The sequence below is a fragment of the Streptomyces sp. NPDC001902 genome (assembly GCF_042891295.1).
GTDB lineage: Bacteria > Actinomycetota > Actinomycetes > Streptomycetales > Streptomycetaceae > Actinacidiphila.
Window position 1 is genome coordinate 207,427 of the sequence record NZ_JBIATA010000005.1, and the last position, 24,260, is coordinate 231,686.

21 protein-coding genes are annotated in these 24,260 nt (G+C 71.4%); 18 read left to right on the forward strand and 3 right to left on the reverse strand.

Annotated elements, in window-relative coordinates; all coding sequences use genetic code 11:
• Positions 1–73 precede the first annotated feature (73 nt).
• From ACFYYN_RS11835 to ACFYYN_RS11845, 3 genes are all read left to right on the forward strand, one after another.
• Positions 74–652 carry a TerD family protein gene (locus tag ACFYYN_RS11835; RefSeq protein ID WP_499511249.1) on the forward strand — a complete coding sequence of 193 codons (579 nt, stop codon included), beginning with the start codon at positions 74–76 and terminating at the stop codon, positions 650–652.
• Positions 653–672: 20 nt separating this feature from the next.
• Positions 673–2,427, forward strand: a complete 1,755-nt coding sequence (locus ACFYYN_RS11840; RefSeq protein ID WP_500545606.1) for a TerD family protein — start codon at positions 673–675, stop codon at positions 2,425–2,427.
• Between the two features lie 248 nt (positions 2,428–2,675).
• Positions 2,676–3,656, forward strand: a complete 981-nt coding sequence (locus ACFYYN_RS11845) for a TerC/Alx family metal homeostasis membrane protein (RefSeq protein ID WP_500327216.1) — start codon at positions 2,676–2,678, stop codon at positions 3,654–3,656.
• 11 nt (positions 3,657–3,667) lie between these two features.
• Here the strand turns inward: ACFYYN_RS11845 and ACFYYN_RS11850 are convergent, their stop codons facing one another.
• From ACFYYN_RS11850 to ACFYYN_RS11860, 3 genes are all read right to left on the reverse strand, one after another.
• On the reverse strand, positions 3,668–4,972 hold the full coding sequence (locus ACFYYN_RS11850; protein WP_500545725.1) for an MFS transporter: 1,305 nt from the start codon (positions 4,970–4,972) through the stop codon (positions 3,668–3,670).
• Positions 4,973–5,059: 87 nt separating this feature from the next.
• The gene (locus tag ACFYYN_RS11855) at positions 5,060–5,716 is read right to left on the reverse strand and encodes an MBL fold metallo-hydrolase (RefSeq protein WP_500327218.1); all 657 of its coding nucleotides are present in this window, start codon (positions 5,714–5,716) and stop codon (positions 5,060–5,062) included.
• A gap of 4 nt (positions 5,717–5,720) precedes the next feature.
• Positions 5,721–6,452 (reverse strand): maleylpyruvate isomerase family mycothiol-dependent enzyme, encoded by a 732-nt coding sequence (locus ACFYYN_RS11860; RefSeq protein WP_500545607.1) that lies wholly within the window; start codon positions 6,450–6,452, stop codon positions 5,721–5,723.
• A gap of 209 nt (positions 6,453–6,661) precedes the next feature.
• Between ACFYYN_RS11860 and uvrA the strand changes: the two genes are divergently transcribed.
• The 15 genes from uvrA (at position 6,662) to pgi (ending at position 24,238) form a co-directional block, all read left to right on the forward strand.
• A complete protein-coding gene (uvrA, locus tag ACFYYN_RS11865; protein WP_500545609.1) occupies positions 6,662–9,577 on the forward strand; it encodes an excinuclease ABC subunit UvrA in 2,916 nt (971 codons plus the stop codon).
• A 75-nt stretch (positions 9,578–9,652) separates the two neighbouring features.
• Positions 9,653–10,072 (forward strand): Rieske (2Fe-2S) protein, encoded by a 420-nt coding sequence (locus tag ACFYYN_RS11870; protein ID WP_500545610.1) that lies wholly within the window; start codon positions 9,653–9,655, stop codon positions 10,070–10,072.
• A gap of 39 nt (positions 10,073–10,111) precedes the next feature.
• Positions 10,112–12,157 (forward strand): excinuclease ABC subunit UvrC, encoded by a 2,046-nt coding sequence (uvrC, locus tag ACFYYN_RS11875; protein WP_500545611.1) that lies wholly within the window; start codon positions 10,112–10,114, stop codon positions 12,155–12,157.
• Positions 12,154–13,077, forward strand: a complete 924-nt coding sequence (gene rapZ, locus ACFYYN_RS11880; protein WP_018557246.1) for an RNase adapter RapZ — start codon at positions 12,154–12,156, stop codon at positions 13,075–13,077. The genes uvrC and rapZ overlap by 4 nt, the downstream gene beginning before the upstream one ends.
• 17 nt (positions 13,078–13,094) lie before the next feature.
• A complete protein-coding gene (locus ACFYYN_RS11885) occupies positions 13,095–14,081 on the forward strand; it encodes a gluconeogenesis factor YvcK family protein (protein WP_500327222.1) in 987 nt (328 codons plus the stop codon).
• Positions 14,072–15,049: a DNA-binding protein WhiA gene (gene whiA, locus ACFYYN_RS11890; protein ID WP_499511240.1), complete on the forward strand. Its 978-nt coding sequence runs from the start codon at positions 14,072–14,074 to the stop codon at positions 15,047–15,049. The genes ACFYYN_RS11885 and whiA overlap by 10 nt, the downstream gene beginning before the upstream one ends.
• A 173-nt stretch (positions 15,050–15,222) precedes the next feature.
• On the forward strand, positions 15,223–16,227 hold the full coding sequence (gene gap, locus ACFYYN_RS11895) for a type I glyceraldehyde-3-phosphate dehydrogenase (protein ID WP_499511239.1): 1,005 nt from the start codon (positions 15,223–15,225) through the stop codon (positions 16,225–16,227).
• A 129-nt stretch (positions 16,228–16,356) separates the two neighbouring features.
• Entirely contained in the window at positions 16,357–17,568 is a 1,212-nt protein-coding gene (locus ACFYYN_RS11900) for a phosphoglycerate kinase (protein WP_500545612.1), read from the forward strand.
• Between the two features lie 4 nt (positions 17,569–17,572).
• A complete protein-coding gene (tpiA, locus tag ACFYYN_RS11905) occupies positions 17,573–18,349 on the forward strand; it encodes a triose-phosphate isomerase (RefSeq protein ID WP_500545613.1) in 777 nt (258 codons plus the stop codon).
• Positions 18,350–18,471: 122 nt separating this feature from the next.
• Positions 18,472–18,708 (forward strand): preprotein translocase subunit SecG, encoded by a 237-nt coding sequence (secG, locus tag ACFYYN_RS11910; RefSeq protein ID WP_018557252.1) that lies wholly within the window; start codon positions 18,472–18,474, stop codon positions 18,706–18,708.
• A 163-nt stretch (positions 18,709–18,871) separates the two neighbouring features.
• The gene (locus ACFYYN_RS11915; protein ID WP_361803309.1) at positions 18,872–19,207 is read left to right on the forward strand and encodes an RNA polymerase-binding protein RbpA; all 336 of its coding nucleotides are present in this window, start codon (positions 18,872–18,874) and stop codon (positions 19,205–19,207) included.
• Between the two features lie 111 nt (positions 19,208–19,318).
• Positions 19,319–20,299 carry an N-acetylglucosamine kinase gene (locus tag ACFYYN_RS11920; RefSeq protein ID WP_500545614.1) on the forward strand — a complete coding sequence of 327 codons (981 nt, stop codon included), beginning with the start codon at positions 19,319–19,321 and terminating at the stop codon, positions 20,297–20,299.
• Between the two features lie 131 nt (positions 20,300–20,430).
• Complete coding sequence (locus ACFYYN_RS11925) at positions 20,431–21,198, forward strand: sugar isomerase domain-containing protein (RefSeq protein ID WP_500545615.1); 768 nt, start codon at positions 20,431–20,433, stop codon at positions 21,196–21,198.
• Positions 21,199–21,276: 78 nt separating this feature from the next.
• Positions 21,277–22,530 carry an MFS transporter gene (locus ACFYYN_RS11930; RefSeq protein WP_500545616.1) on the forward strand — a complete coding sequence of 418 codons (1,254 nt, stop codon included), beginning with the start codon at positions 21,277–21,279 and terminating at the stop codon, positions 22,528–22,530.
• Between the two features lie 46 nt (positions 22,531–22,576).
• Positions 22,577–24,238, forward strand: coding sequence for a glucose-6-phosphate isomerase (gene pgi, locus ACFYYN_RS11935; protein ID WP_500545617.1), 1,662 nt, complete (start codon positions 22,577–22,579; stop codon positions 24,236–24,238).
• Positions 24,239–24,260: the final 22 nt, after the last annotated feature.

The window sequence follows — 24,260 nt, forward strand, 5'->3', positions numbered from 1 at the left end:
GCCCTACCCGTGCGTCTCCCCATAGGGTGCGGAGCAACCGCACGACGGCAAAACGGTTGAGAGGGGACAGCGCGTGACGGTCAACATGACCAAGGGTCAGAAGATCAGCCTGCAGAAGTCGGACGGGGGGACGCTTTCGTCGGTCCGCATGGGGCTCGGCTGGCAGGCCGCCCCGCGTCGCGGTCTCTTCGGTTCCCGCACCCGGGAGATCGACCTCGACGCCTCCGCGGTCCTGTTCGCCGACAAGCAGCCCGTGGACGTGGTGTTCTTCCGTCACCTCGTCAGCGACGACGGCTCGGTCCGGCACACCGGCGACAACCTCGTCGGCGGTGCCGGACAGGGCGGCGACGACGAGTCGATCCTGGTCGACCTGCAGCGGGTGCCGGTGCACATCGACCAGATCGTCTTCACCGTCAACTCCTTCACCGGGCAGACCTTCCAGGAGGTGCAGAACGCCTTCTGCCGCCTGGTCGACGAGACCAACGGGCAGGAACTCGCCCGCTACACCCTGACCGGAGGCGGTGGCTACACCGCGCAGATCATGGCGAAGGTGCAGCGCAACGGTGACGGCTGGTCGATGACCGCGATCGGCTCCCCGGCCAACGGCCGCACGTTCCAGGACCTCATGCCGGCGATCCTGCCGGCGCTCTGACCGCACAGGGGGGCGCGGGCATGACCATCGAGCTGGTCCACGGGCAGAACCATCCGCTTCCCGGCACCTCGCTGGAGGTACGGGTGTCGGCCGGTACGCCGGTGGTGGCCGGTGTCTCGCTGGGTGACGGGCAGGGGCGCGTGAGCGGCCCCGGGTCCGTCGCCCACCCCGGGGCGCCGCTGCTGCCGGGCATCGAGGTGCCCGCTGGCCTCGCCGCCGAGCAGCGCGTCACCGCCGACCTGGCTGCCGTGCCGGCGGACGTGGAGCGCGTCCACGTCCTGCTGGCGCTGCCACCGGTCGCCGGGGCACCGACCCGCTTCGGGGCCTGCCCCGCGCCCCATCTGACCGTCGCCGGCCCCGACGGGGCGCCGGTCGTGAGCTTCACCGTCACCGGGCTCGGCGCCGAGGTCGCGATCGTCGCCCTGGAGCTCTACCGCCGCCAGGGCGCCTGGAAGGTGCGGGCGCTCGGCCAGGGGTACGGCGGCGGGCTGGCGGAGCTGCTGCGCGACCAGGGGCTGGGCCGCCCGGAGGCGGACGCCGTGGCCGCGCGCGTGGCGGACGCCGTACGCCCCGCGCCCACCGCACCCTCCCCCGCGCCGCCCCCGCCCCCCGTTCCCCCGCCCCCGCCCCCGCCCCCCGCGGACTCCGTGCCGCACGCGGTGCCCCCGGCCTCCGCGCCCGTCGCGGGTGACGCTGCGGGCTGGAGCATGGAGGAACGGCTCTACAACCAGGTCTGGGGCATGTTCGAGGACCTGGCCCGCACCATCGCGGCGTACCGCAGCGCCGTCGACTTCGCCGAGTCCCGGCTCGACCAGGAGCTGGACACGCTCCTCGCCGACCCGCGCACCCGGGTCGGCCCCGCCGCCGAGGCCGCCCGCGACCAGGCCAGGGCCCGCCAGGCCGAGCTGGTGGACCGGGCGCGTGCCGTGCTCGACCGCGACCTGGCCCAGCTCACCGCCGAGGCCGAGGTGGTCGAGCCCGCCCTGCCGCCGCCCTACGCGGGCTGGGAGAGCCCGGTCTGGCACGGCTACCGCGCCCCCGCCGAGCCGCCGATGGCGGTCCGGCTCGGCGACCTCCACCTGCCCGAGCGCCCGGAGCTGCGCGTCCCCCTGCTGGTACGGCTGCCGCTGGAGCGCGGTATGTGGGTGGACAGCGCCCAGGACCGCCGCCGTGCCGTGGACGTGGCCGTGGCGCTCGCCGCCCGCCTGCTGGCCTCCCACCCGGCGGGGGAGTGCGCCGTCCACGTCATCGACCCGGCGGGCTCCGCCGGGACGGCGCTGGCCCCGTTCACGGACTCCGGCGCGCTGCGCGAGCCGCCCGCCACCGGCGCCGCCGGGGTGGCGGCCCTGCTCGCCCGGCTCACCGAGCGGGTCGACCTGGTGCAGATGGCCCTGCGCGCCGACGTCCCCTTCGAGGTCCCCCCGGGCGTCGACCCGGCCCGCCAGGTGCTGGTCGTCAACGACTTCCCGTACGGCTTCGACGACCGGACGGTCAATCAGCTGCGCTACCTCGCCGACGAAGGCCCGCAGGTCGGCGTCCACCTGGTCCTGGTCGCCGACCGCGAGGACGCCCGCGAGTACGGCCCGCTCCTCGACCCGCTGTGGCGCTCCATGCTGCGGCTGACGCCGCAGCCCGACGACCACCTCGCCGACCCCTGGGTGGGCCACGCCTGGACGTACGAACCGCTGCTGGCCCCGGCCGGCAGCGCGGTCCTGTCGCAGGTGCTGCGCCAGGTGGCCGCCGCCCGCCGGACCTACGACCCGGGCCGCCACTGACCGGCCGACCGGTCCCACGGGATCCCGGTACACCCTCCTGATTGACCATCACTTTACTCTCTTTACCTTTCCTTGGGATTTCATGTACTCTTCTTTACGCGGAGGGGAGTACTCCCTGATTGCGGTGCACCCGTCATCACGGGCCGGAACGGCCCCGGGACACCGGCCCCGGCCTGACGGCCCGGGTGGAAGAGACCTCCGGCAGCGACAACGCTGACAATTGCCAGCCCATCTGCCGGAGGCATCGCGTGGATGTATCCCTGACCCTGTGGGTGCTGACCATCGCCGGTCTGTGCGCCCTGATCGCCGCCGACTTCTTCATCGGGCGCAAGCCCCATGAGGTGTCCGTCAAGGAAGCCGGGACCTGGACCGTCGTCTGGATCGTCCTGGCCGCCCTGTTCGGGCTCGGCCTGCTGTTCTTCGCCGGCGGCCAGCCCGCGGGCGAGTTCTTCGCCGGCTACATCACCGAGAAGTCGCTCAGCGTCGACAACCTCTTCGTCTTCGTCCTGATCATGGCGAAGTTCGCGGTGCCGTCCCAGTACCAGCAGCGCGTGCTGCTCTTCGGCGTGCTCATCGCGCTCGTCCTGCGAGCGGCCTTCATCGCCGCCGGCGCCGCCATCATCGCCAGCTTCTCCTGGGTCTTCTTCATCTTCGGCGCCTTCCTCATCTGGACCGCGTGGAAGCTGGTCCAGGAGGCCCGCGCCGAGGAGCACGACGAGGAGTTCGAGGAGAACCGGCTGCTCAAGGCCGCCGAGCGCCGCTTCGGCGTCGCCGACCGCTACCACGGCACCAAGCTCTTCATCCAGCAGAACGGCAAGCGGATCATGACCCCGATGCTGGTGGTCATGCTCGCGATCGGCACCACCGACGTCCTGTTCGCGCTGGACTCCATCCCGGCGATCTTCGGCCTGACCCAGGACCCGTACATCGTCTTCACCGCCAACGCCTTCGCGCTGATGGGCCTGCGGCAGCTGTACTTCCTCATCGGCGGTCTGCTGAAGAAGCTGGTCCACCTCTCCTACGGGCTGTCGATCATCCTCGGCTTCATCGGCGTGAAGCTCGTGCTCCACGCCCTGCACGAGGCGGGGGTCCACGTCCCCGAGATCAGCATCCCGTTCTCCCTCGGCTTCATCGTCGTGGTCCTCGCCGTCACCACGGTCACCAGCCTCATGGCGTCGAAGAAGCAGGCGGCCGCGGACAAGCGCGACGAGGAGCACATCGACGCCTGACCCACGGCTCCTCAGCCCGGACGGGGTGCGCGGCGGACCGCCGCGCACCCCGCCGTCGCGTCCGCGGCGGCCTCGCCCCGGGTCTCCGGCAGCGCCGCGAAGCAGCCGAGGCTGAGCAGCGCGACCCCCGCGACGTACGCCGCCACCGGCCAGGGCGTGCCGGAGCCCGCCGCCAGCCGGGTCGCCACGACCGGGGTCAGCGCGCCGCCCAGGACACCGCCGAGGTTGTAGCCCAGGGCGGCGCCCGTGCAGCGCACCCGGGGTGCGTACAGCTCCGGGAGGTACGCGCCCACGACGGCGAAGACCGTGATGAAGGCGAGCAGCTCCGCGGCGGACCCCGCGGTGATCGCCACCGGCGAGCCGCTCGCGAGCAGTCCGGCGTACGGGAAGATCACCACGCCCATCGCCGCCGTACCGGCCAGTGCCATCCGCCGGCGTCCGAAGCGGTCGCCGAGCAGTCCCGCCAGCGGGGTCAGGGCCCCCTTGACCAGGACGGCCACCAGGACGCAGCCCAGCACGACCGTGCGGTCCATGCCGAGGTGCTCCGTGGCGTACGCCAGCGACCAGGTGGTCACCGTGTAGAAGACGGCGTAGCCGCACGCCATGGCGCCCGCCGTGAGCAGCACCAGGCGCCCGTGCTCGCGCAGCAGCTCCGAGACGGGCACCCGGGCCAGGTCCCCGCGCCCCGCGGCCGCCGCGAACGCGGGGGTCTCCGGCAGCGCCGCCCGCAGTGTCAGCCCGGCCAGCGCCAGCACGCCCGCCACCCAGAACGGCACCCGCCAGCCCCAGGAGCGGAAGGCCGCGTCGCTCAGCCCCGCGGACAGGGCGAGCACGATCCCGTTCGCCAGCAGGAAGCCCACCGCGGGACCGGTCTGCGGCAGGCTCGCCCACAGTCCGCGGCGCCGCCCCGGCGCGTGCTCCGCGACGAGCAGCACCGCCCCGCCCCACTCGCCGCCCAGCCCCAGACCCTGCAGGAAACGCAGGGCCACCAGCAGCACGGGCGCGGCCGGGCCGATCGAGGCGTGAGCGGGGACGCAGCCGACGGCGGTGGTCGCCAGCCCGGTCAGCAGCAGGGAGCCGATGAGTACGGGGCGCCGTCCGACGCGGTCGCCGATGTGGCCGAAGAGGACCGAGCCGAGCGGGCGGGCGACGAAGCCCACCGCGAAGGTGCCGAAGGCGGCGAGGGTGCCCGCGAGAGCCGAGGCGTCGGGGAAGAACAGCGGTCCGAGGACGAGGGCCGCCGCGGTGCCGTAGGCGAAGAAGTCGTAGAACTCGATCGCGGTCCCGGCCGCCGACGCGGCGGCGATCCGGGCCATGGAGGGGGAGGGGGAGGTGCGCACGTGGGTCCAACGACGCACGTGCGCGGGGGTGGCGGCGCCGCCGGGGGCGCCGCCACGGAGCCGCTACCAGCCCCGCTCGCGCCATTCGTCGAGGTGGGGGCGCTCGTCGCCGAGCGTGGTGTCCTTGCCGTGGCCGGGGTAGACCCAGGTCTCGTCCGGGAGCCGGTCGAAGAGCTTGGCCTTGACCCCCTCGAACAGGCTCGTGAAGTGGTCCGGGTTGTTGTGCGTGTTGCCCACGCCGCCGGGGAAGAGGCAGTCCCCGGTGAAGATGTGCGGGTGCCCGTGGGGGTCGTCGTAGATCAGGACGATGCTGCCGGGCGTGTGGCCCACCAGGTGCCGGGCGGTGAGCTCGACCCGGCCGACCCGGATCCGGTCGCCGTCCTCGACCGGCACGTCGGTGGGGACGGGGATCCCCTCGGCGTCGTGGCGGCCCGCGTAGGTACGGGCACCGGTCGCGTCGACCACGGCCTGCAGCGCCTGCCAGTGGTCGGCGTGCCGGTGCGTGGTGACGACGGACGCGAGACCGTCGTTGCCGGCGACCTCCACGAGCGTGTGCGCGTCGTTCGCCGCGTCGACGAGCAGCTGCTCGTCGGTGGCGCGGCAGCGCAGCACGTACGCGTTGTTGTCCATGGGGCCGACCGCGACCTTGGTGATGATGAGGTCCTTGAGTTCGTGCACGTCGGGCGCGCCCCCGACCGTGACCTCGCCGCTGTACGTCATGGCGTCAGCCTAGTGGCGGCAGCACCGGCAGGGGTACGTCGGGCAGGGCGGTCAGGCCCTCGCCGTCGGAGCGGCCGCTGACCCAGGCGAGCAGGGCGTGCCGCGGCCCGCCGACGGTGAGTTCGGGCTCGTTCGCGGCGCCGATCACCCACTTTTCGCCGCTGTCGGTGTCGTGGATGCGGACGGCGGCGACGCCCTCGTGGCCGGACAGGTCGTCGATGATGGCGCCGAGCTCCCGTGCCGCGAAGTCCCCGGGGAGGTGCGCGCAGGTGTACTCCAGGCCGAGGTCGACGTGGTGGAAGTAGATCTCCATGAGCCGGAGGTACGGGATCTCGGCCGCGGCGACCACCCGGCCGGAGCGCATGACGACCTGCGCGGCCCAGTTCTGGGGCGGGAGCTCCTCGATGGCCAGGGCCAGCCTGTCCGCGGAGACGCGCAGGTCGTCGAGGTGCTCCGCGAGCGTGCGGCCGGCCCCCTCCTCGATGTCCCTGTTGCGGCCGTCGGTGCTCTCGTACTGCGGGGTCTCCTCGCCGGTGCGCGCCCAGATCATCAGGTTCACCAGGGAGTCGGCGTTGCGCGCCAGGTGGGCCAGCACGTGGCCGCGGGTCCAGCCCGGCAGCCGCGACGGCTCGGCGACGCACGCCGGGGGCATGGCGGCCACGGTCTCGATCAGTCGTTCGGTGGCCTCTCGGAGTTCGGCCGCATCGTGGTCGGGGTCGGGTCGTTGGACAGACACGGAGCCTCCTGGTCGGACCGATCGACGTCTCCACGGAGACGCTAGCGCGGGACACTCATTCGGGTGAAGCTGCCGCACCGATGCCGGAAATCGAATGTGCGTGCTATAGGCTCGCTGTCAACGCAACCGGAAGAAAACTCGTCGGCGCCCCGTTTAGGCTGTCTGGGGGTGCTGTCCCCTTGTCTGTCTTTTGAAAGGTGCGCACTGGCGTGGCCGATCGTCTCACCGTCCGTGGCGCTCGCGAGCACAATCTGAAGAACGTCTCGCTCGACCTGCCACGGGACTCGCTCATCGTGTTCACCGGCCTCTCCGGGTCGGGCAAGTCCTCCCTGGCGTTCGACACGATCTTCGCCGAGGGCCAGCGTCGTTACGTGGAGTCGCTCTCCTCCTACGCACGGCAGTTCCTGGGCCAGATGGACAAGCCGGACGTCGACTTCATCGAGGGCCTGTCGCCCGCGGTCTCGATCGACCAGAAGTCCACCTCGCGCAACCCACGCTCGACGGTCGGCACGATCACCGAGGTCTACGACTACCTCCGTCTGCTCTTCGCCCGCATCGGCAAGCCGCACTGCCCCGAGTGCGGCCGGCCCATCTCCCGGCAGTCGCCCCAGGCGATCGTGGACCGGGTGCTGGAGCTGGAGGAGGGGTCCCGCTTCCAGGTGCTCTCGCCGCTGGTGCGCGAGCGCAAGGGCGAGTTCGCCGACCTCTTCGCCGACCTGCAGACCAAGGGCTACAGCCGGGCCCGGGTGGACGGCGCGACCGTCCAGCTGACCGACCCGCCGAAGCTGAAGAAGCAGGAGAAGCACACCATCGAGGTGGTCATCGACCGCCTCACCGTCAAGGAGAGCGCCAAGCGCCGGCTGACCGACTCGGTCGAGACCGCCCTGGGCCTCTCCGGCGGCATGGTGATCCTGGACTTCGTCGACCTCCCCGAGGACGACCCGCAGCGCGAGCGGATGTTCTCCGAGCACCTGTACTGCCCGTACGACGACCTGTCCTTCGAGGAGCTGGAGCCGCGCTCCTTCTCCTTCAACTCGCCCTTCGGCGCCTGCCCCGAGTGCACGGGCATCGGCACCCGCATGGAGGTCGACCCGGAGCTCATCGTCCCCGACGAGGACAAGTCCCTCGACGAGGGCGCCATCGCCCCCTGGTCGCTCGGCCACACCCGGGACTACTTCCAGCGCCTGATCGGCGCGCTCGCCGACGAGCTGGGCTTCCGCACCGACATCCCCTGGGCGGGGCTGCCGCAACGGGCGAAGAAGGCCCTGCTCAACGGCCACAAGACGCAGATCGCGGTGCGCTACCGCAACCGTTACGGGCGCGAGCGTTCCTACACCACCTCCTTCGAGGGCGCGATCCCCTTCGTCCGGCGCCGGCACGCGGAGTCCGAGAGCGACTCCAGCCGCGAGCGCTTCGAGGGGTACATGCGCGAGGTGCCCTGCCCGACCTGTGAGGGGACCCGCCTCAAGCCGATCGTGCTGGCGGTCACCGTCCAGGGGAGGTCCATCGCCGAGGTCGCCGCCATGTCCATCAGCGACTGCGCGGAGTTCCTGCGCGGCATGAAGCTGAGCGCGCGCGAGAAGACCATCGCCGAGCGGGTGCTCAAGGAGGTCAACGAGCGGCTGCGCTTCCTGGTCGACGTCGGCCTGGACTACCTCTCGCTCAACCGCGCGGCCGGCACCCTCTCCGGCGGCGAGGCCCAGCGCATCCGACTGGCCACGCAGATCGGCTCGGGCCTGGTGGGCGTGCTCTACGTGCTGGACGAGCCGTCCATCGGCCTCCACCAGCGCGACAACCACCGGCTCATCGAGACCCTGGTGCGGCTGCGCGACCTCGGCAACACCCTGATCGTGGTGGAGCACGACGAGGACACCATCAAGACCTCCGACTGGGTGGTGGACATCGGCCCGGGTGCGGGTGAGCACGGCGGCAAGGTGGTGCACAGCGGTTCGCTCAAGGACCTGCTGCGCAACAAGGAGTCGCTGACCGGCCAGTACCTGGCGGGCAAGCGCCAGATCCCGATCCCGGACATGCGCCGCCCGGTCGACGGGGAGCGCCGGCTGACCGTGCACGGCGCCCGGGAGAACAACCTGCGGGACATCGACGTGTCCTTCCCGCTGGGTGTCTTCACGGCGGTCACCGGGGTCTCCGGCTCCGGGAAGTCCACCCTGGTCAACGACATCCTCTACACCCACCTGGCCCGTGAGCTGAACGGCGCCCGGGGCGTCCCGGGCCGGCACACTCGGGTCGACGGGGACGACCTGGTCGACAAGGTGGTCCATGTCGACCAGTCGCCGATCGGCCGCACCCCGCGGTCCAACCCGGCCACGTACACCGGTGTCTTCGACCACGTCCGCAGGCTCTTCGCGGAGACGATGGAGGCGAAGGTGCGCGGCTACCTGCCGGGCCGCTTCTCCTTCAACGTCAAGGGCGGCCGCTGCGAGAACTGCTCCGGCGACGGCACCATCAAGATCGAGATGAACTTCCTCCCGGACGTCTACGTGCCGTGCGAGGTCTGCCACGGTGCCCGGTACAACCGGGAGACCCTGGAGGTCCACTACAAGGGCAAGTCCATCGCCGAGGTCCTGGACATGCCGATCTCCGAGGCGCTGGACTTCTTCGAGGCCGTCCCGACGATCGCGCGTCACCTGCGCACCCTCACCGAGGTCGGGCTGGGCTACGTCCGGCTGGGCCAGTCCGCGACGACCCTGTCCGGTGGTGAGGCGCAGCGCGTGAAGCTCGCCTCCGAGCTGCAGAAGCGCTCCACCGGCCGCACGGTCTACGTGCTGGACGAGCCGACCACGGGTCTGCACTTCGAGGACATCAGCAAGCTGATCAAGGTGCTCTCCGGGCTGGTCGAGAAGGGCAACACCGTGGTCGTCATCGAGCACAACCTCGATGTGATCAAGACGGCCGACTGGGTGATCGACATGGGCCCCGAGGGCGGCAGCGGCGGCGGTCTGGTGATCGCCGAGGGCACTCCCGAGCAGGTGGCGGGGGTGGGCGCGAGCCACACCGGCAAGTTCCTCAGGGACATCCTGGGCGCCGAGCGGATCTCCGACGCCCCGCCGGTCCCGGCCAAGAAGCGGGCTGCCCCGCGGAAGCGGGCGGCGGCGAAGGCCTGACAGCCGGCTCAGAGTTTCGGCACGTAAGGTGCAGCTTTCAAGCTCTTTTCCTCACGTGCCGAAACGGAGCCCCTCATGGCCGACATCACCGACCTGCCCCCCTGCCGCCGTACCGTCCTGAAGGGCGCGGCCCTCGTGGGCGTCGCCGGGGTCGGCCTCACCGCCTGCGGCGGCTCCGGCAGCAAGGTCTCCGACGGCCCCGTCGAGCTGGGCGCGGCCACCGAGGTCCCGGTCGGCGGCGCCAAGCTCTACCGCGAGGCCAAGATAGTCGTCGCGCAGCCCACGCAGGGCAGCTACCAGGCGTTCAGCGCCGTGTGCACCCACCAGGGCTGCACCTGCGACAAGGTCGAGGGCACCGCCCTGTCCTGCCCCTGCCACGGCAGCGTCTTCGACGCCGCCACCGGCGCCGTCCGCAACGGCCCGGCGACCAAGCCGCTGACCAAGGTCGACGTCCAGGTCAAGGAGGGCAAGCTCGTCGCCGTGACCGGGGCCTGAGACGGCGGGAATGTCACCGTCAATCAGTAGGGTGGGGGCATGGCCGATCCCTCCAGCTACCGCCCCAAGCCGGGACAGATTCCGGACTCCCCCGGGGTGTACAAGTTCCGGGACCAGCACGGCCGGGTGATCTACGTCGGGAAGGCGAAGAGCCTGCGCCAGCGGCTCTCCTCGTACTTCCAGGACGTCGCGAACCTGCACCAGCGCACCCGCACGATGGTCACCACCGCCGCCTCCGTGGAATGGACGGTGGTGACCACCGAGGTCGAGGCGCTGCAGCTGGAGTACTCCTGGATCAAGGAGTTCGACCCGCGCTTCAACGTGAAGTACCGGGACGACAAGAGCTACCCCTCGCTCGTCGTCACCCTGAACGAGGAGTTCCCCCGCGTCCAGGTGATGCGCGGCCCCAAGCGCAAGGGCGTGCGCTACTTCGGCCCCTACGCGCACGCCTGGGCGATCCGCGAGACCGTGGACCTGCTGCTGCGGGTCTTCCCCGTGCGCACCTGCTCCTCCGGGGTGTTCAAGCGTTCCGCGCAGATCGGCCGCCCCTGCCTGCTGGGTTACATCGGCAAGTGCTCGGCCCCCTGCGTCGGCAGGGTCAGCGCCGAGGAGCACCGCGAACTGGCCGAGGAGTTCTGCGACTTCATGGCCGGCCGCACCGGCACCTACCTGCGCCGCCTGGAGCAGCAGATGAGGGACGCGGCGGCCGCGATGGAGTACGAGAAGGCGGCCCGGCTCCGGGACGACATCGAGGCGCTCAAGCGCGCCCTGGAGAAGAACGCGGTCGTCCTCGCCGACGCCACCGACGCCGACCTGATCGCCGTCGCCGAGGACGAGCTGGAGGCCGCCGTCCAGATCTTCCACGTCCGCGGCGGCCGGGTGCGCGGTCAACGCGGCTGGGTCACCGACCGGGTCGAGGAGGTCGGCACCGCCGGGCTGGTCGAGCACGCCCTGCAGCAGTTGTACGGCGAGGAGCGGGGCGAGGGGGTGCCCAAGGAGGTGCTGGTGCCCGCGCTGCCCGACCCGTACGAGCCGGTCCAGCAGTGGCTCACCGAGCGCCGCGGCTCCCAGGTCAGCCTGCGGATACCGCAGCGCGGCGACAAGAAGGACCTGATGGCCACCGTGCAGCGCAACGCCCAGCAGGCGCTGGTGCTGCACAAGACCAGGCGCGCCTCCGACCTCACCACGCGCTCCCGCGCGCTGGAGGAGATCGCGCAGGCCCTGGACCTGGACTCGGCGCCGCTGCGCATCGAGTGCTTCGACATCTCCCACCTCCAGGGCGACGACGTCGTCGCCTCGATGGTGGTCTTCGAGGACGGACTGGCCCGCAAGAGCGAGTACCGCCGCTTCCAGATCAAGAGCTTCGCCGGCCAGGACGACGTCCGGTCGATGCACGAGGTGGTCTCGCGGCGCTTCCGCCGCTACCTGCTGGAGAAGCAGAAGACCGGCGAGTGGGTCGACGGGGACGGCGACGGTGGCGAGGAGGGCCCCGGCGAGGTCGCCGGCGGTCCCATCGACCCGGACACGGGCAGGCCGCGCAAGTTCGCCTACCCGCCGCAGCTGGTCGTCGTCGACGGCGGGCAGCCCCAGGTCGCCGCCGCCCAGCGGGCCCTGGAGGAGCTCGGCGTGGAGGACGTGGCCGTGTGCGGCCTCGCCAAGCGCCTGGAGGAGGTCTGGCTGCCCGGCGAGGACGACCCGGTGATCCTCCCGCGCACCAGCGAGGGCCTGTACCTGCTGCAGCGCGTCCGCGACGAGGCCCACCGCTTCGCCATCGCCTACCAGCGCAACAAGCGTTCCAAGTCGATGAAGGCCGGTGCCCTGGACGCGGTGCCGGGCCTCGGCGAGAGCCGCCGCCAGGCGCTGCTGAAGCACTTCGGCTCGCTCAAGCGGCTGCGGGCGGCCACGGTCGAGCAGATCTGCGAGGTCCCCGGGGTCGGCCTGCGCACCGCCGAGGCCGTGCTCGCCGCGCTGGCCGGGGCCGCCCCGGCCGGACCGGCGGTCAACACCGCAACAGGAGAGATCATCGAGGAAGAGGGGACGGCCGGTCCCGTGACCGTCCCCACGGAACGGGGGCACAGCTCATGAACGCGAACGACGGAGGCGGAGCACAGGTGACGACCGGAGGAGCGGGAGAGGCGGCCGAGGCCATCCCCGAACTCGTGATCATCTCGGGCATGTCGGGTGCCGGGCGCAGTCACGCGGCCAAGTGCCTGGAGGACCTCGGCTGGTTCGTCGTGGACAACCTGCCGCCGGCCCTCATCCCCACCATGGTCGACCTCGGCGCCCGCTCCCAGGGCAACGTGGCACGGATCGCCGTGGTCGTGGACGTCCGCGGCCGGCGCTTCTTCGACAACCTCCGCGAGTCCCTCGCGGACCTGGACTCCAAGGGCGTCAAGCGCCGGGTGCTCTTCCTCGAGGCCTCCGACGAGACGCTGGTGCGCCGCTTCGAGTCGGTGCGCCGACCGCACCCGCTGCAGGGCGACGGGCGCATCGTCGACGGCATCGCCAAGGAGCGGGAGCTGCTGAGCGAGCTGCGCGGCGACGCCGACCTGGTGATCGACACCTCCAGCCTCAACGTCCACGAGCTGCGCGCCAAGATGGACGCCCAGTTCGCCGGCGAGGAGGAGCCGGAGCTGCGGGCCACCGTCATGTCCTTCGGCTTCAAGTACGGCCTCCCCGTCGACGCCGACCTGGTCGCGGACTGCCGCTTCCTGCCCAACCCGCACTGGGTGCCCGAGCTGCGGCCGTACACCGGTCTCAACGACGAGGTCGCCACCTACGTGTTCAACCAGCCCGGCGCCAAGGAGTTCCTCGACCGCTACGCCGAGTTGCTGCACATCGTCAACGCCGGCTACCGCCGCGAGGGCAAGCGCTACGTGACCATCGCGGTCGGCTGCACCGGTGGCAAGCACCGCAGCGTCGCCATGTCCGAGCGCCTGGCCGCGCGACTGTCCGCCGACGGAGTGGAGACGGTGGTCGTCCACCGGGACATGGGGCGCGAGTGATCAGGACGACGCGGCGCTTGCGCCGGTCGGCAGGGCGCAGCGGGGCCACGCCCAAGGTCGTGGCATTGGGAGGCGGGCACGGACTGTCCGCCTCCCTGTCGGCTCTGCGGCGCATCACCCAGGACCTGACCGCGGTGGTCACGGTCGCCGACGACGGCGGCTCCAGCGGCCGCCTGCGCCAGGAGATGGGGGTGCTGCCGCCCGGCGACCTGCGCAAGGCGCTGGCCGCGCTGTGCGGCGACGACGAGTGGGGCCGCACCTGGTCCCAGGTCGTCCAGCACCGCTTCGTCAGCCAGGGCGAGCTGCACGGCCACGCCGTGGGCAACCTGCTGATCGTGGCGCTGTGGGAGCAGCTCGGCGACCCCGTGGCGGCCCTGGAGTGGGTGGGCCGGCTGCTCGGCGCCCACGGCAGGGTGCTGCCCATGTCCGCGGTGCCGCTGGAGCTCACGGCCACGGTGCGCGGTCACGACCCGGCGGAGCCGGACGAGGTCACGACCGTGCACGGCCAGGCCACCGTCGCCCTCACCCCCGGTGAGGTGCAGGAGGTGCAGTTGGTGCCGCACGACCCGCCGGCCGTCCCCGAGGCGGTGCAGTCCGTGCTCGACGCGGACTGGGTGGTGCTCGGCCCCGGATCCTGGTTCTCCTCCGTGATGCCCCACCTGCTGGTGCCCGATCTGGTGTCCGCGCTCATGGAGACCCGGGCCCGCAAGGTGCTCGCGCTCAACCTCGCGCCGCAACCTGGTGAGACCGAGGGCTTTTCTCCGCAGCGTCACTTGGAGGTTTTGGCCCGACACGCCCCTAAACTCACCATCGACGTGGTGCTGGCCGACGAGGCCGCCGTGCTCGACCGCGACAGCCTCATACAGGCAGCCGAGCGGTTGTCGGGCACGGTGGAGCTGGCCCGGGTCGCCGCCCCCGACGGGCCGCGGCACGATCCGGAACTGCTGGCGGCCGCGTTCGACCGGATTTTTCGTATGCATGGAAGGATCGGCCCATGGCGATGACGGCAGCGGTGAAGGACGAGATCTCCCGGCTTCCCGTCACCCGGACCTGCTGCCGCAAGGCGGAGGTCTCGGCGATCCTGAGGTTCGCGGGCGGACTGCACCTGGTCAGCGGACGCATCGTGATCGAGGCGGAGCTGGACACCGGGATCGCCGCCCGCAGACTGCGCAAGGACGTCCTGGAGATCTTCGGGCACTCCTCCGACCTGGTGGTCATGGCGCCCGGCGGGCTGCGCCGCGGCAGCCGGTACGTGGTGCGGGTGGTCGCCGGCGGTGACCAGCTGGCCCGCCAGACCGGGCTCGTCGACGGCCGCGGCCGTCCCATCCGGGGCCTGCCCCCGCAGGTCGTCTCCGGGGCCACCTGTGACGCCGAGGCCGCCTGGCGCGGGGCGTTCCTGGCCCACGGCTCGCTGACCGAGCCGGGCCGTTCCTCGTCCCTGGAGGTCACCTGCCCCGGCCCCGAGGCGGCCCTCGCCCTGGTCGGCGCCGCCCGCCGGCTGCAGATCGCCGCCAAGGCGCGCGAGGTGCGGAACGTCGACCGCGTGGTCGTCCGTGACGGTGACGCCATCGGCGCGCTGTTGACGCGGCTCGGCGCGCACGAGTCGGTGCTGGCGTGGGAGGAGCGGCGGATGCGGCGCGAGGTGCGCGCCACCGCCAACCGGCTCGCCAACTTCGACGACGCGAACCTGCGCCGCTCGGCCCGCGCCGCGGTGGCCGCGGGTGCGCGGGTGCAGCGGGCGCTGGAGATCCTCGGCGACGAGGTGCCCGAGCACCTCGCGGCGGCCGGCCGGCTGCGCATGGACCACAAGCAGGCCTCGCTGGAGGAACTGGGCTCGCTCGCCGAACCGCCGCTCACCAAGGACGCGGTGGCGGGCCGGATCCGGCGCCTGCTGGCGATGGCCGACAAGCGCGCCTCGGACCTCGGCATCCCGGGCACCGAGTCCAACCTGACCGAGGAGATGGTGGGCTGAACCCGCCGCGGCCCGCCCGCCCCGTCCGGTTACCGTTCCGTACGGCGGGCACCCGTGGCGCCGATGTCACCGCCGGGTGCCCGGGGAGGTAGGGTCGTCCTTGGTCGGGGACATCCCAATACGTCGCAGCCGGAGCGAAATGGCCTCCGGCACACCAGCGAGGAGATCGGTTCGTGACGATCCGCGTAGGCATCAACGGCTTTGGTCGCATCGGTCGAAACTTCTTCCGTGCCGCCCTGGACCAGGGTGCGGACATCGAGATCGTGGCTGTCAACGACCTGGGTGACACGGCCACCACCGCGCACCTGCTCAAGTACGACACGATCCTGGGCCGCCTGAAGGCCGAGGTCACGCACACCGCCGACTCCATCACCGTCGACGGCCACACCATCAAGGTGCTGTCCGAGCGCAACCCCGCCGACATCCCGTGGGGCGAGCTCGGCGTCGACATCGTGATCGAGTCCACCGGCATCTTCACCAAGGCCGCCGACGCCAAGAAGCACCTCGACGGCGGCGCCAAGAAGGTCATCATCTCGGCGCCCGCCTCCGACGAGGACATCACCATCGTGATGGGCGTCAACAACGAGAAGTACGACCCGGCGAAGCACAACATCATCTCCAACGCGTCCTGCACCACCAACTGTGTGGCGCCGATGGCCAAGGTCCTCGACGAGAACTTCGGCATCGTCAAGGGTCTGATGACCACCGTGCACGCGTACACCAACGACCAGCGCATCCTGGACTTCCCGCACAAGGACCTGCGTCGCGCCCGTGCCGCCGCGGAGAACATCATCCCGACCTCGACGGGTGCCGCGAAGGCCACCGCCCTGGTGCTCCCGCAGCTGAAGGGCAAGCTGGACGGCATCGCCATGCGCGTCCCGGTCCCGACCGGCTCCGTGACCGACCTGGTCATCGAGCTCGAGCGCGAGGTCACCAAGGACGAGGTCAACGCGGCCTTCCAGAAGGCCGCCGAGGGCCAGCTCAAGGGCATCCTGGAGTACACCGAGGACCCGATCGTCTCGTCGGACATCGTCAACTGGCCGGCCTCCTGCACCTTCGACTCCTCGCTGACGATGGCGCAGGGCAAGCAGGTCAAGGTCATCGGCTGGTACGACAACGAGTGGGGTTACTCCAACCGCCTCGTCGACCTGACCGTCTTCGTCGGCGGCCAGCTCTGACACCCGCTCGACCGCCCGCCATGCGATGAGGACAGGGTCCGGACGACGTGCCGTCGTCCGGGCCCTGTCCCATGACGTGGCGGTCGGAGCGATCCGACCAGTCAGGACCAAGGCAGGGGAGCCTCCACCATGAAGACGATCGACGAACTCGTCGACGAGGGGGTCGGCGGCAAGCGCGTGTTCGTGCGCGCCGACCTCAACGTGCCGCTGTCCGGCACGACCATCACCGACGACGGCCGCATCCGCGCCGTCGTACCGACCATCGCCAAGCTGGCCGAGGCCGGCGCCAAGGTGATCGTCGCCTCCCACCTGGGCCGCCCCAAGGGCGCGCCCGACCCGCAGTTCTCGCTCGCCCCCGTCGCGGCGCGTCTGGGTGAAATCCTGGGCACGCAGGTGGCGTTCGCGACCGACACGGTCGGCGAGAGCGCCCGCGGGACGGTGGACGCCCTCACCGACGGCTCGGTGGCGCTGCTGGAGAACCTGCGCTTCAACCCGGGTGAGACCAGCAAGGACGACGCCGAGCGCGGCGCCTTCGCCGGGCAGCTGGCCGAGCTGGCCGAGCTGTACGTCGGTGACGGCTTCGGCGCGGTGCACCGCAAGCACGCCTCCGTGTACGACCTGCCGGCCCGGCTGCCGCACGCCGCGGGTCTGCTGATCGCCACCGAGGTCACCGTACTGAAGAAGCTCACCGAGGACGTGTCCCGTCCGTACGCGGTGGTGCTGGGCGGCGCCAAGGTCTCCGACAAGCTGGGGGTCATCGACCACCTGCTGGAGCGCGCCGACCGGATCCTGATCGGCGGCGGCATGGTCTACACCTTCCTCAAGGCCCAGGGCCACGAGGTGGGCAACAGCCTGCTGCAGGAGGACCAGATCCCCGCGGTCACCGAGTACCTGGAGCGCGCGAAGGCCAAGGGCGTGGAGTTCGTGCTGCCCGTGGACGTCGTCGCCGCCCCGTCCTTCCCGGACCTGAAGAACCCGGTCGACACCAACCCGCTGGTCGTCGGCGTCGACGCCATCCCCGCCGACGTGCAGGGCCTGGACATCGGTCCGGAGTCCCGCAAGCTCTTCGCCTCGAAGCTCGCCGACGCGGCCACCGTCTTCTGGAACGGCCCGATGGGCGTCTTCGAGCACCCCGACTACGCCGAGGGCACCCGCGCGATCGCCCAGGCGCTGATCGACAGCCCCGCGTTCACCGTGGTCGGCGGCGGCGACTCGGCCGCGGCCGTCCGTATCCTGGGCTTCGACGAGAACGCTTTCGGCCACATCTCGACCGGTGGTGGCGCGAGCCTCGAGTACCTCGAGGGCAAGACGCTCCCCGGCCTCGCCGCACTGGAGGACTGACCCGATGACCTCGCGCACGCCGATCATGGCGGGCAACTGGAAGATGAACCTCAACCACCTCGAGGCCATCCACCACGTCCAGAAGCTCGCCTTCGCGCTCAACGACAAGGACTTCGACGCCGTCGAGGCCGTCGTACTGCCGCCCTTCACCGACCTCCGGGGGGTGCAGACCCTGATCGAGGCCGACAAGCTGAAGATCAAGTACGGCGCCCAGGACCTGTCGGCGCACGACTCCGGTGCCTACACCGGTGAGATCTCCGGCTCGATGCTGGCCAAGCTGAAGTGCTCGTACGTGGTCATCGGCCACTCGGAGCGCCGCCAGTACCACCACGAGACCGACGAGCAGGTGAACGCCAAGGTCAAGGCGGCGTTCCGGCACGAGCTGACGCCGATCGTCTGCGTCGGCGAGGGCCTGGACGTCCGCAAGGCCGGTGAGCAGGTGGCGTACACCCTCGCCCAGGTCGACGGCGCCCTGAAGGACGTCCCGGCCGAGCAGGCCGCGACCCTGGTCGTCGCCTACGAGCCGGTGTGGGCCATCGGCACCGGCGAGGTCGCCACCCCCGAGGACGCCCAGGAAGTCTGCGGGGCGATCCGCGGCCGTCTGGCCGAGCTGTACGGCCAGGAGGTGGCCGACGCGATCCGCATCCAGTACGGCGGCTCGGTCAAGGCCGGCAACATCGCGGCGATCATGGCGCAGCCGGACGTGGACGGCGCCCTGGTCGGCGGCGCGGCGCTGGACCCGGAGGAGTTCGTCAGGATCATCCGCTTCCGCGACCAGTAAGTTTCGCGGCAGTAGGCTGTCGGGCCCTGCCCGAAGTACTCTGTCGGGGGTCGGAGCGCTGCATAGCAGGCAGCGGCCCGGCCCCCGCGTCGTCCTAGGTCACCGAGAGAGTTGGTCCAGCTGTGGTCATCGGGTTCTCCATCGCCCTCATCATCTTCAGCCTGCTGCTGTTGCTGCTCGTGCTGATGCACAAGGGCAAGGGCGGCGGTCTGTCCGACATGTTCGGCGGCGGCATGCAGTCGTCCGTCGGCGGTTCCTCGGTGGCCGAGCGCAACCTCGACCGGATCACGGTTGTCATCGGTCTGCTGTGGTTTGCGTGCATTGTCGCCCTCGGGCTTCTGCTGAAGTTCCAGAAGTGACCGAGTCCCCAGCTTCCGGGGAGAAGTGACGCTTCGTCGTCGGCGCGACTTATCATGGGAGCGCGTCATGGGATACGGTGCCCTTTCCCCGCAGGCGCGGGGGGTGGACCGGTCTCCGTAAACTGGGCGACCTCGCAGCACCATCACGCAGGGAGTTACGACCGTGGCAAGTGGCAACGCGATCCGTGGCAGTCGGGTCGGGGCGGGGCCGATGGGAGAGGCCGAGCGGGGCGAGTCCGCGCCGCGCCTGCGCATCTCCTTCTGGTGCTCCAACGGGCACGAGACCCGGCCGAGTTTCGCGAGCGACGCGCAGATCCCGGAGACCTGGGACTGCCCTCGCTGCGGCTTCCCGGCCGGACAGGACGAGGAGAACCCCCCGGCGCCGCCGCGCACCGAACCGTACAAGACGCACCTGGCGTACGTGCGGGAGCGGCGCAGCGCGGCCGACGGCGAGGCGATCCTCGCCGAGGCGCTCGCCAAGCTGCGCGGCGAGATCTGAGCCGTACCGGCTGAAACTCCACGGGCCCGGCCCGCGAGGAAGACCCTTCTTTCGCGGCCGGGCCCGTCGCGTCCCTTCGACTGTGCGTAACCAAAACGTATACTCCGTGTCGTGTCTCTGGTGATCGGCATCGATGCGGGCGGAACCCGGACGCGCGCCTACCTGGCCGAGGCGGCGCGCGAAGGCGTGGTGCTCGGCGAGGGCGAGGGCGGGCCCGGCAACGCGATGACCGTCGAACGTGTGGCGCTGACGCAGCACCTCGCGGACGCCATCCGCGGCGCGGTCCCGGAGGACCGCAGAGGCGAGGTCACGTCCGTCGTGGGCGGCTTCGCCGGTGCGGCGGTCGGCACCGGCCCCGAGACGGGGCACGAACTGGCAACCTCCTGTCTGCGGGCGGCGCTCGACAGCCACGGCGTCGGCACGCCCGAGGTGACGGTCTGCGGCGACATCGAGGTCGCCTTCGCCTCCGCGCCGGGCACGCCGGCGGACGGTCTGGCCCTGGTCGCCGGGACGGGAGCCGTCGCCGCGCGGATCGAGAAGCGCCAGCAGACCCTCGTCGCGGACGGCAACGGCTGGTTGATCGGCGACGAGGGCAGCGGGTTCTGGCTGGGCCGCGAGGTCATGCGGGCCGCCCTGCGTGCGCTGGACGGGCGCGGGCCGTGGACGATCCTCGTCGAGGGCGTGCTCTCCCACTACATGGGTTCCCCCGGAGGCCCGTACCTCGCGCAGGAGCGTCCCGGCGGCCATGAGTGCCACGTGCTGCGCAACCGTCTGGTGCCGCTGGTGTACGCCGAACCCCCGGTCAGGCTGGCCCGGTTGAGCCCGCTCGCTGTCATCGCCGACCGCGACGGCGACGAGGTCGCCGGTTCCCTGCTGGACGACGCCGCGGACGAACTCGCCGCCACCGTCGCCGCGCTGGACCCGCGCCCGGGCGAACCCCTGGTCGTCACCGGCGGGCTGCTGGGCCCGACGGGGCCGTTGCTCGGCCGGGTGGTGGCTCGTGCCGAGGAGATGGACCTGGACGTCCAGCCGGTGCGCGACGGCGGCGCGGGCGCACTGGCGTTGGCCCGGCTGCGGGTGAACGGGGACTGAGCGGGAGCGAACCGGACGGTTCGGGCGGCGCCGACAGGAGGCGTCCACCGGGGGATTGACGTGGACTAGACCTCTCGTCCATCGTTTCGGAGGAGCATCCGCCGGATCACTGGACTCAGGGGGAATCGGCCATGGCCGACGACGTGACGACCACCGCCGCACGCTTCGCCGACGAGGCGAGGACGGTCATCGACCGCGTGGTCGCCGGCAACAGGGACTCCGTGGCCGCCGCCGCCCGGCTGATCGCCGACTGCGTCGCCGCGGACGGCATCGTCCAGGCCTTCGGGACCGGCCACTCGCAGGCCACGGCGCTGGAGATCGCCGGACGTGCCGGTGGGCTCATCCCCACCAACCGCATCGGGCTGTCGGACCTGGTGCTCCGGGGTGGCGAGGACCTCTCGGTGCTCTCCGACCCGTTGCTGGAGCGGTCGCCGGGGCTCGGCAAGCGTCTGTACGAACTGGCCGCCCCGCATCCGCGGGACGTCTTCGTCGTCATCTCCAACTCCGGCGTCAACAACTCGATCGTCGACTTCGCCCTGCACGTGAAGGACGCCGGCCACCCGCTGATCGCCCTCACCTCGCTGCGGCACACCCGTTCCGTCCCGGCGCTGCACGCAGGTGGCAAGCGCCTGGCCGACGTCGCCGACGTCGTCCTGGACAACGGCGCGCCGACCGGCGACGCCCTGCTCCCGCTGCCCGACGGCGGCTCGCTGTGCGGGATCTCCACGATCACCTCGGCCATGCTCGTCCAGATGACCGTCGCCGAGGCCGTCGGCCTGATGACCGCCGAGGGCCACCAGGCACCGGTGTACGTCTCGGCCAACGTCCCCGGCGGCTTCGAGCGCAACCTCGTCCTGGAGCGCCACTACGGGGAGAGGCTGCACCGCGGAGGGTTCTGACCTGCGCGGACGCTGCGTTGTCAGTGGCCCCCGCTACGGTCTGTGACGAAGGTCGAGGACCGGTGAGCGGGGGGATCCATGAGCGTCGGCATCGCGCAGGGCCGGGAGCGCACGCCGCAGTGGCGGGGCGGGTTCGGGCGGCTGTGGACGGCCGCGGCGGTCTCGCGGTTCGGTGACGGGTTGCGGGCGGCGGCGCTGCCGCTGCTCGCCGTGGGCCTGACCGACTCGCCGTTGCTGGTCTCGCTCGTCACCGCCGCCGGCTTCGTGCCCTGGCTCGTCTTCGGGCTGCTCGGCGGGGCGGTGGCCGACCGGGTGGACCAACGGCGCGCCATGTGGGCCGTGGACGCCGTGCGGGGCGCGCTCACGGCCGTCTTCGCGTTCGCGGTGTGGCTGGACCGGGCGGGCATCGCGTTGCTGCTCGTGCTGGCGTTCGCGCTGACCACACTGCAGACCCTCTTCGACAACGCGGCGACCTCACTGCTGCCGGCGGTCGTCCCCTCCCGGTCCCTGGGCCGCGCCAACGCCCGCCTGATGACCGGTCAGACCATAGCCGCGACCTTCCTCGCCGCGCCGCTGGTGCCGGTGCTGTTCGGCCTCACGGCCGCGCTGCCGTTCGGGGTGGACGCCCTCACCTACGCGGTCGCGGCCGGGCTGGTGGCCTCGCTGCGGCTGCCCGCACCCGAACGAGCGGCGCGGGCCGCGGGCCGCACCATGCGGCAGGACATCGCCGAGGGCATACGGGTGCTGTGGCGGGACCGCGTGCTGCGGGCGCTGTGCACGGCCAACACCGTGGTCAACGTGGGCATCGGCGCCCTGGTGGCGACCCTCGTCCTCCAGGTCACCGGCTGGCTCCACGCCGGGCGCACGGGATACGCCCTCGTGCTGGTCGCCTACGGGGCGGGCAGCGTGGCCGGGGGAGCGGCCGCGGGGCGGCTCTCCGCGCTGCTGGGCGGCCGCGTCAGGAGCCTCGCGCCGGGCCTGGCACTCCAGGCCGGCTGCCTGGTCGTGGCCGGCACCGTGCGCTCCCTGCCGGTGACCGCGGCCGCCCTGGCCGTCTTCGGTGCCCTCGGCATGGTGTGGAACGTCAACGAGACCACCCTGATGCAGCAGCGCACGCCCGAGAAGTTGCTGGGCAGGGTGAGCGCGGCCATGCGCACCCTGGGAGTGGCGGGGGCTCCGCTCGGCGCCCTGCTGGGCGGCGCCGCGGCGCAGATCCTCGGGCCGAACACCCCGCTGCTGGTCGCGGCCGCCGTGCTCGGCTGCGCGTTGCCTGTTCTTCGTCCGATCGTCACCACGCCAGACGGCGGAGGTGAAACAACGGCGTGCAGGTAATCAACTAGTTTGGACCTGCAGCAGGAGGACGAGGAGAAGTGGACTGATGTCCGATACCAACACGCAGGGCCGAACCCGTCTCGACCAGCGGCCCGAGTGGCACGCGCTCGCCGAGCACCACGAGGAGCTGGGCGCGACCCACCTGCGGGAGCTGTTCGCCGCCGACCCGGACCGCGCCCGGCGCTACACCGTGCAGGTCGGCGATCTCCATCTGGACTACTCCAAGCACCTGGTGACCGACGAGACGCTGCGTCTGCTGCGCGACCTCGCGGCGGCCACCGGTGTCGCCGCACTGCGGGACGCCATGTTCAGCGGCGAGAAGATCAACGTCACCGAGGACCGCGCCGTGCTGCACACGGCGCTGCGCGCCCCGCAGTCGGCCGAGATCACGGTCGACGGCGTCAACGTGGTGCCCGGGGTCCACCACGTGCTCACCCGGATGGGGAGCTTCGCCAACTCCGTCCGCACGGGCAAGTGGGTCGGCTCGACCGGACGCCGCATCAAGAACGTGGTGAACATCGGGATCGGCGGCTCCGACCTGGGACCGGCGATGGCCTACGAGGTGCTGCGCGCGTTCACCGACCGCGGGCTCACCTTCCGGTTCGTCTCCAACGTGGACGGCGCCGACCTCCACGAGGCGCTGCACGGACTGGACCCCGCCGAGACGCTGTTCATCGTCGCGTCCAAGACGTTCACCACCATCGAGACCATCACCAACGCCACCTCGGCGCGCGAGTGGCTGCTCGACGGGCTCGGCGGCGACCAGGACGCGGTGCGCTTCCACTTCGTGGCGGTGTCCACGAACGCGGCGGAGGTCTCCAAGTTCGGCATCGACACCGACAACATGTTCGAGTTCTGGGACTGGGTCGGCGGGCGCTACTCGTACCCGTCCGCCATCGGGCTCTCGCTGATGATCGCCATCGGCGAGGAGCAGTTCCGGGAGATGCTGGCCGGCTTCCACCTCGTCGACGAGCACTTCCGCACCGCCCCTCCGGAGGCCAACGCGCCGCTGCTGATGGGTCTGCTGGGCGTCTGGTACGGGCAGTTCTTCGACGCGCAGGCGCACGCCGTCCTGCCGTACAGCCACTACCTGTCGAAGTTCACGGCCTACCTGCAGCAGCTCGACATGGAGTCCAACGGCAAGTACGTGGACCGCGAGGGACGGCCCGTCGACTGGCAGACCGGCCCGGTCGTGTGGGGCACGCCCGGCACCAACGGGCAGCACGCCTACTACCAGCTGCTGCACCAGGGCACGAAGTTCATCCCCGCGGACTTCATCGGCTTCGCCAACCCGGTCGAAGAGCTGGAGCCGGCCTTCGCCGCCCAGCACGACCTGCTGATGGCCAACTTCTTCGCCCAGACGCAGGCGCTGGCCTTCGGCAAGACCAGCGAGGAGGTCCGTGCCGAGGGCGTCCCGGAGGCGCAGGTCCCGCACCGCACCTTCCGCGGCAACCACCCGACGACGACGGTCCTCGCCAAGGAACTGACCCCGTCGGTGCTGGGGCAGCTGGTGGCGCTCTACGAGCACAAGGTCTTCGTACAGGGCGCGGTCTGGAACATCGACTCCTTCGACCAGTGGGGCGTCGAGCTGGGCAAGGTCCTCGCCAAGCGCGTGGAGCCCGCCCTGACCGAGGGCGCCGAGGTGCCCGGTCTCGACGCGTCCTCCAAGGCCCTCGTGGCCACCTACCGGGCGCTGCGCGGCCGCTGAGACGCCGCAGACGCGGTAGAAG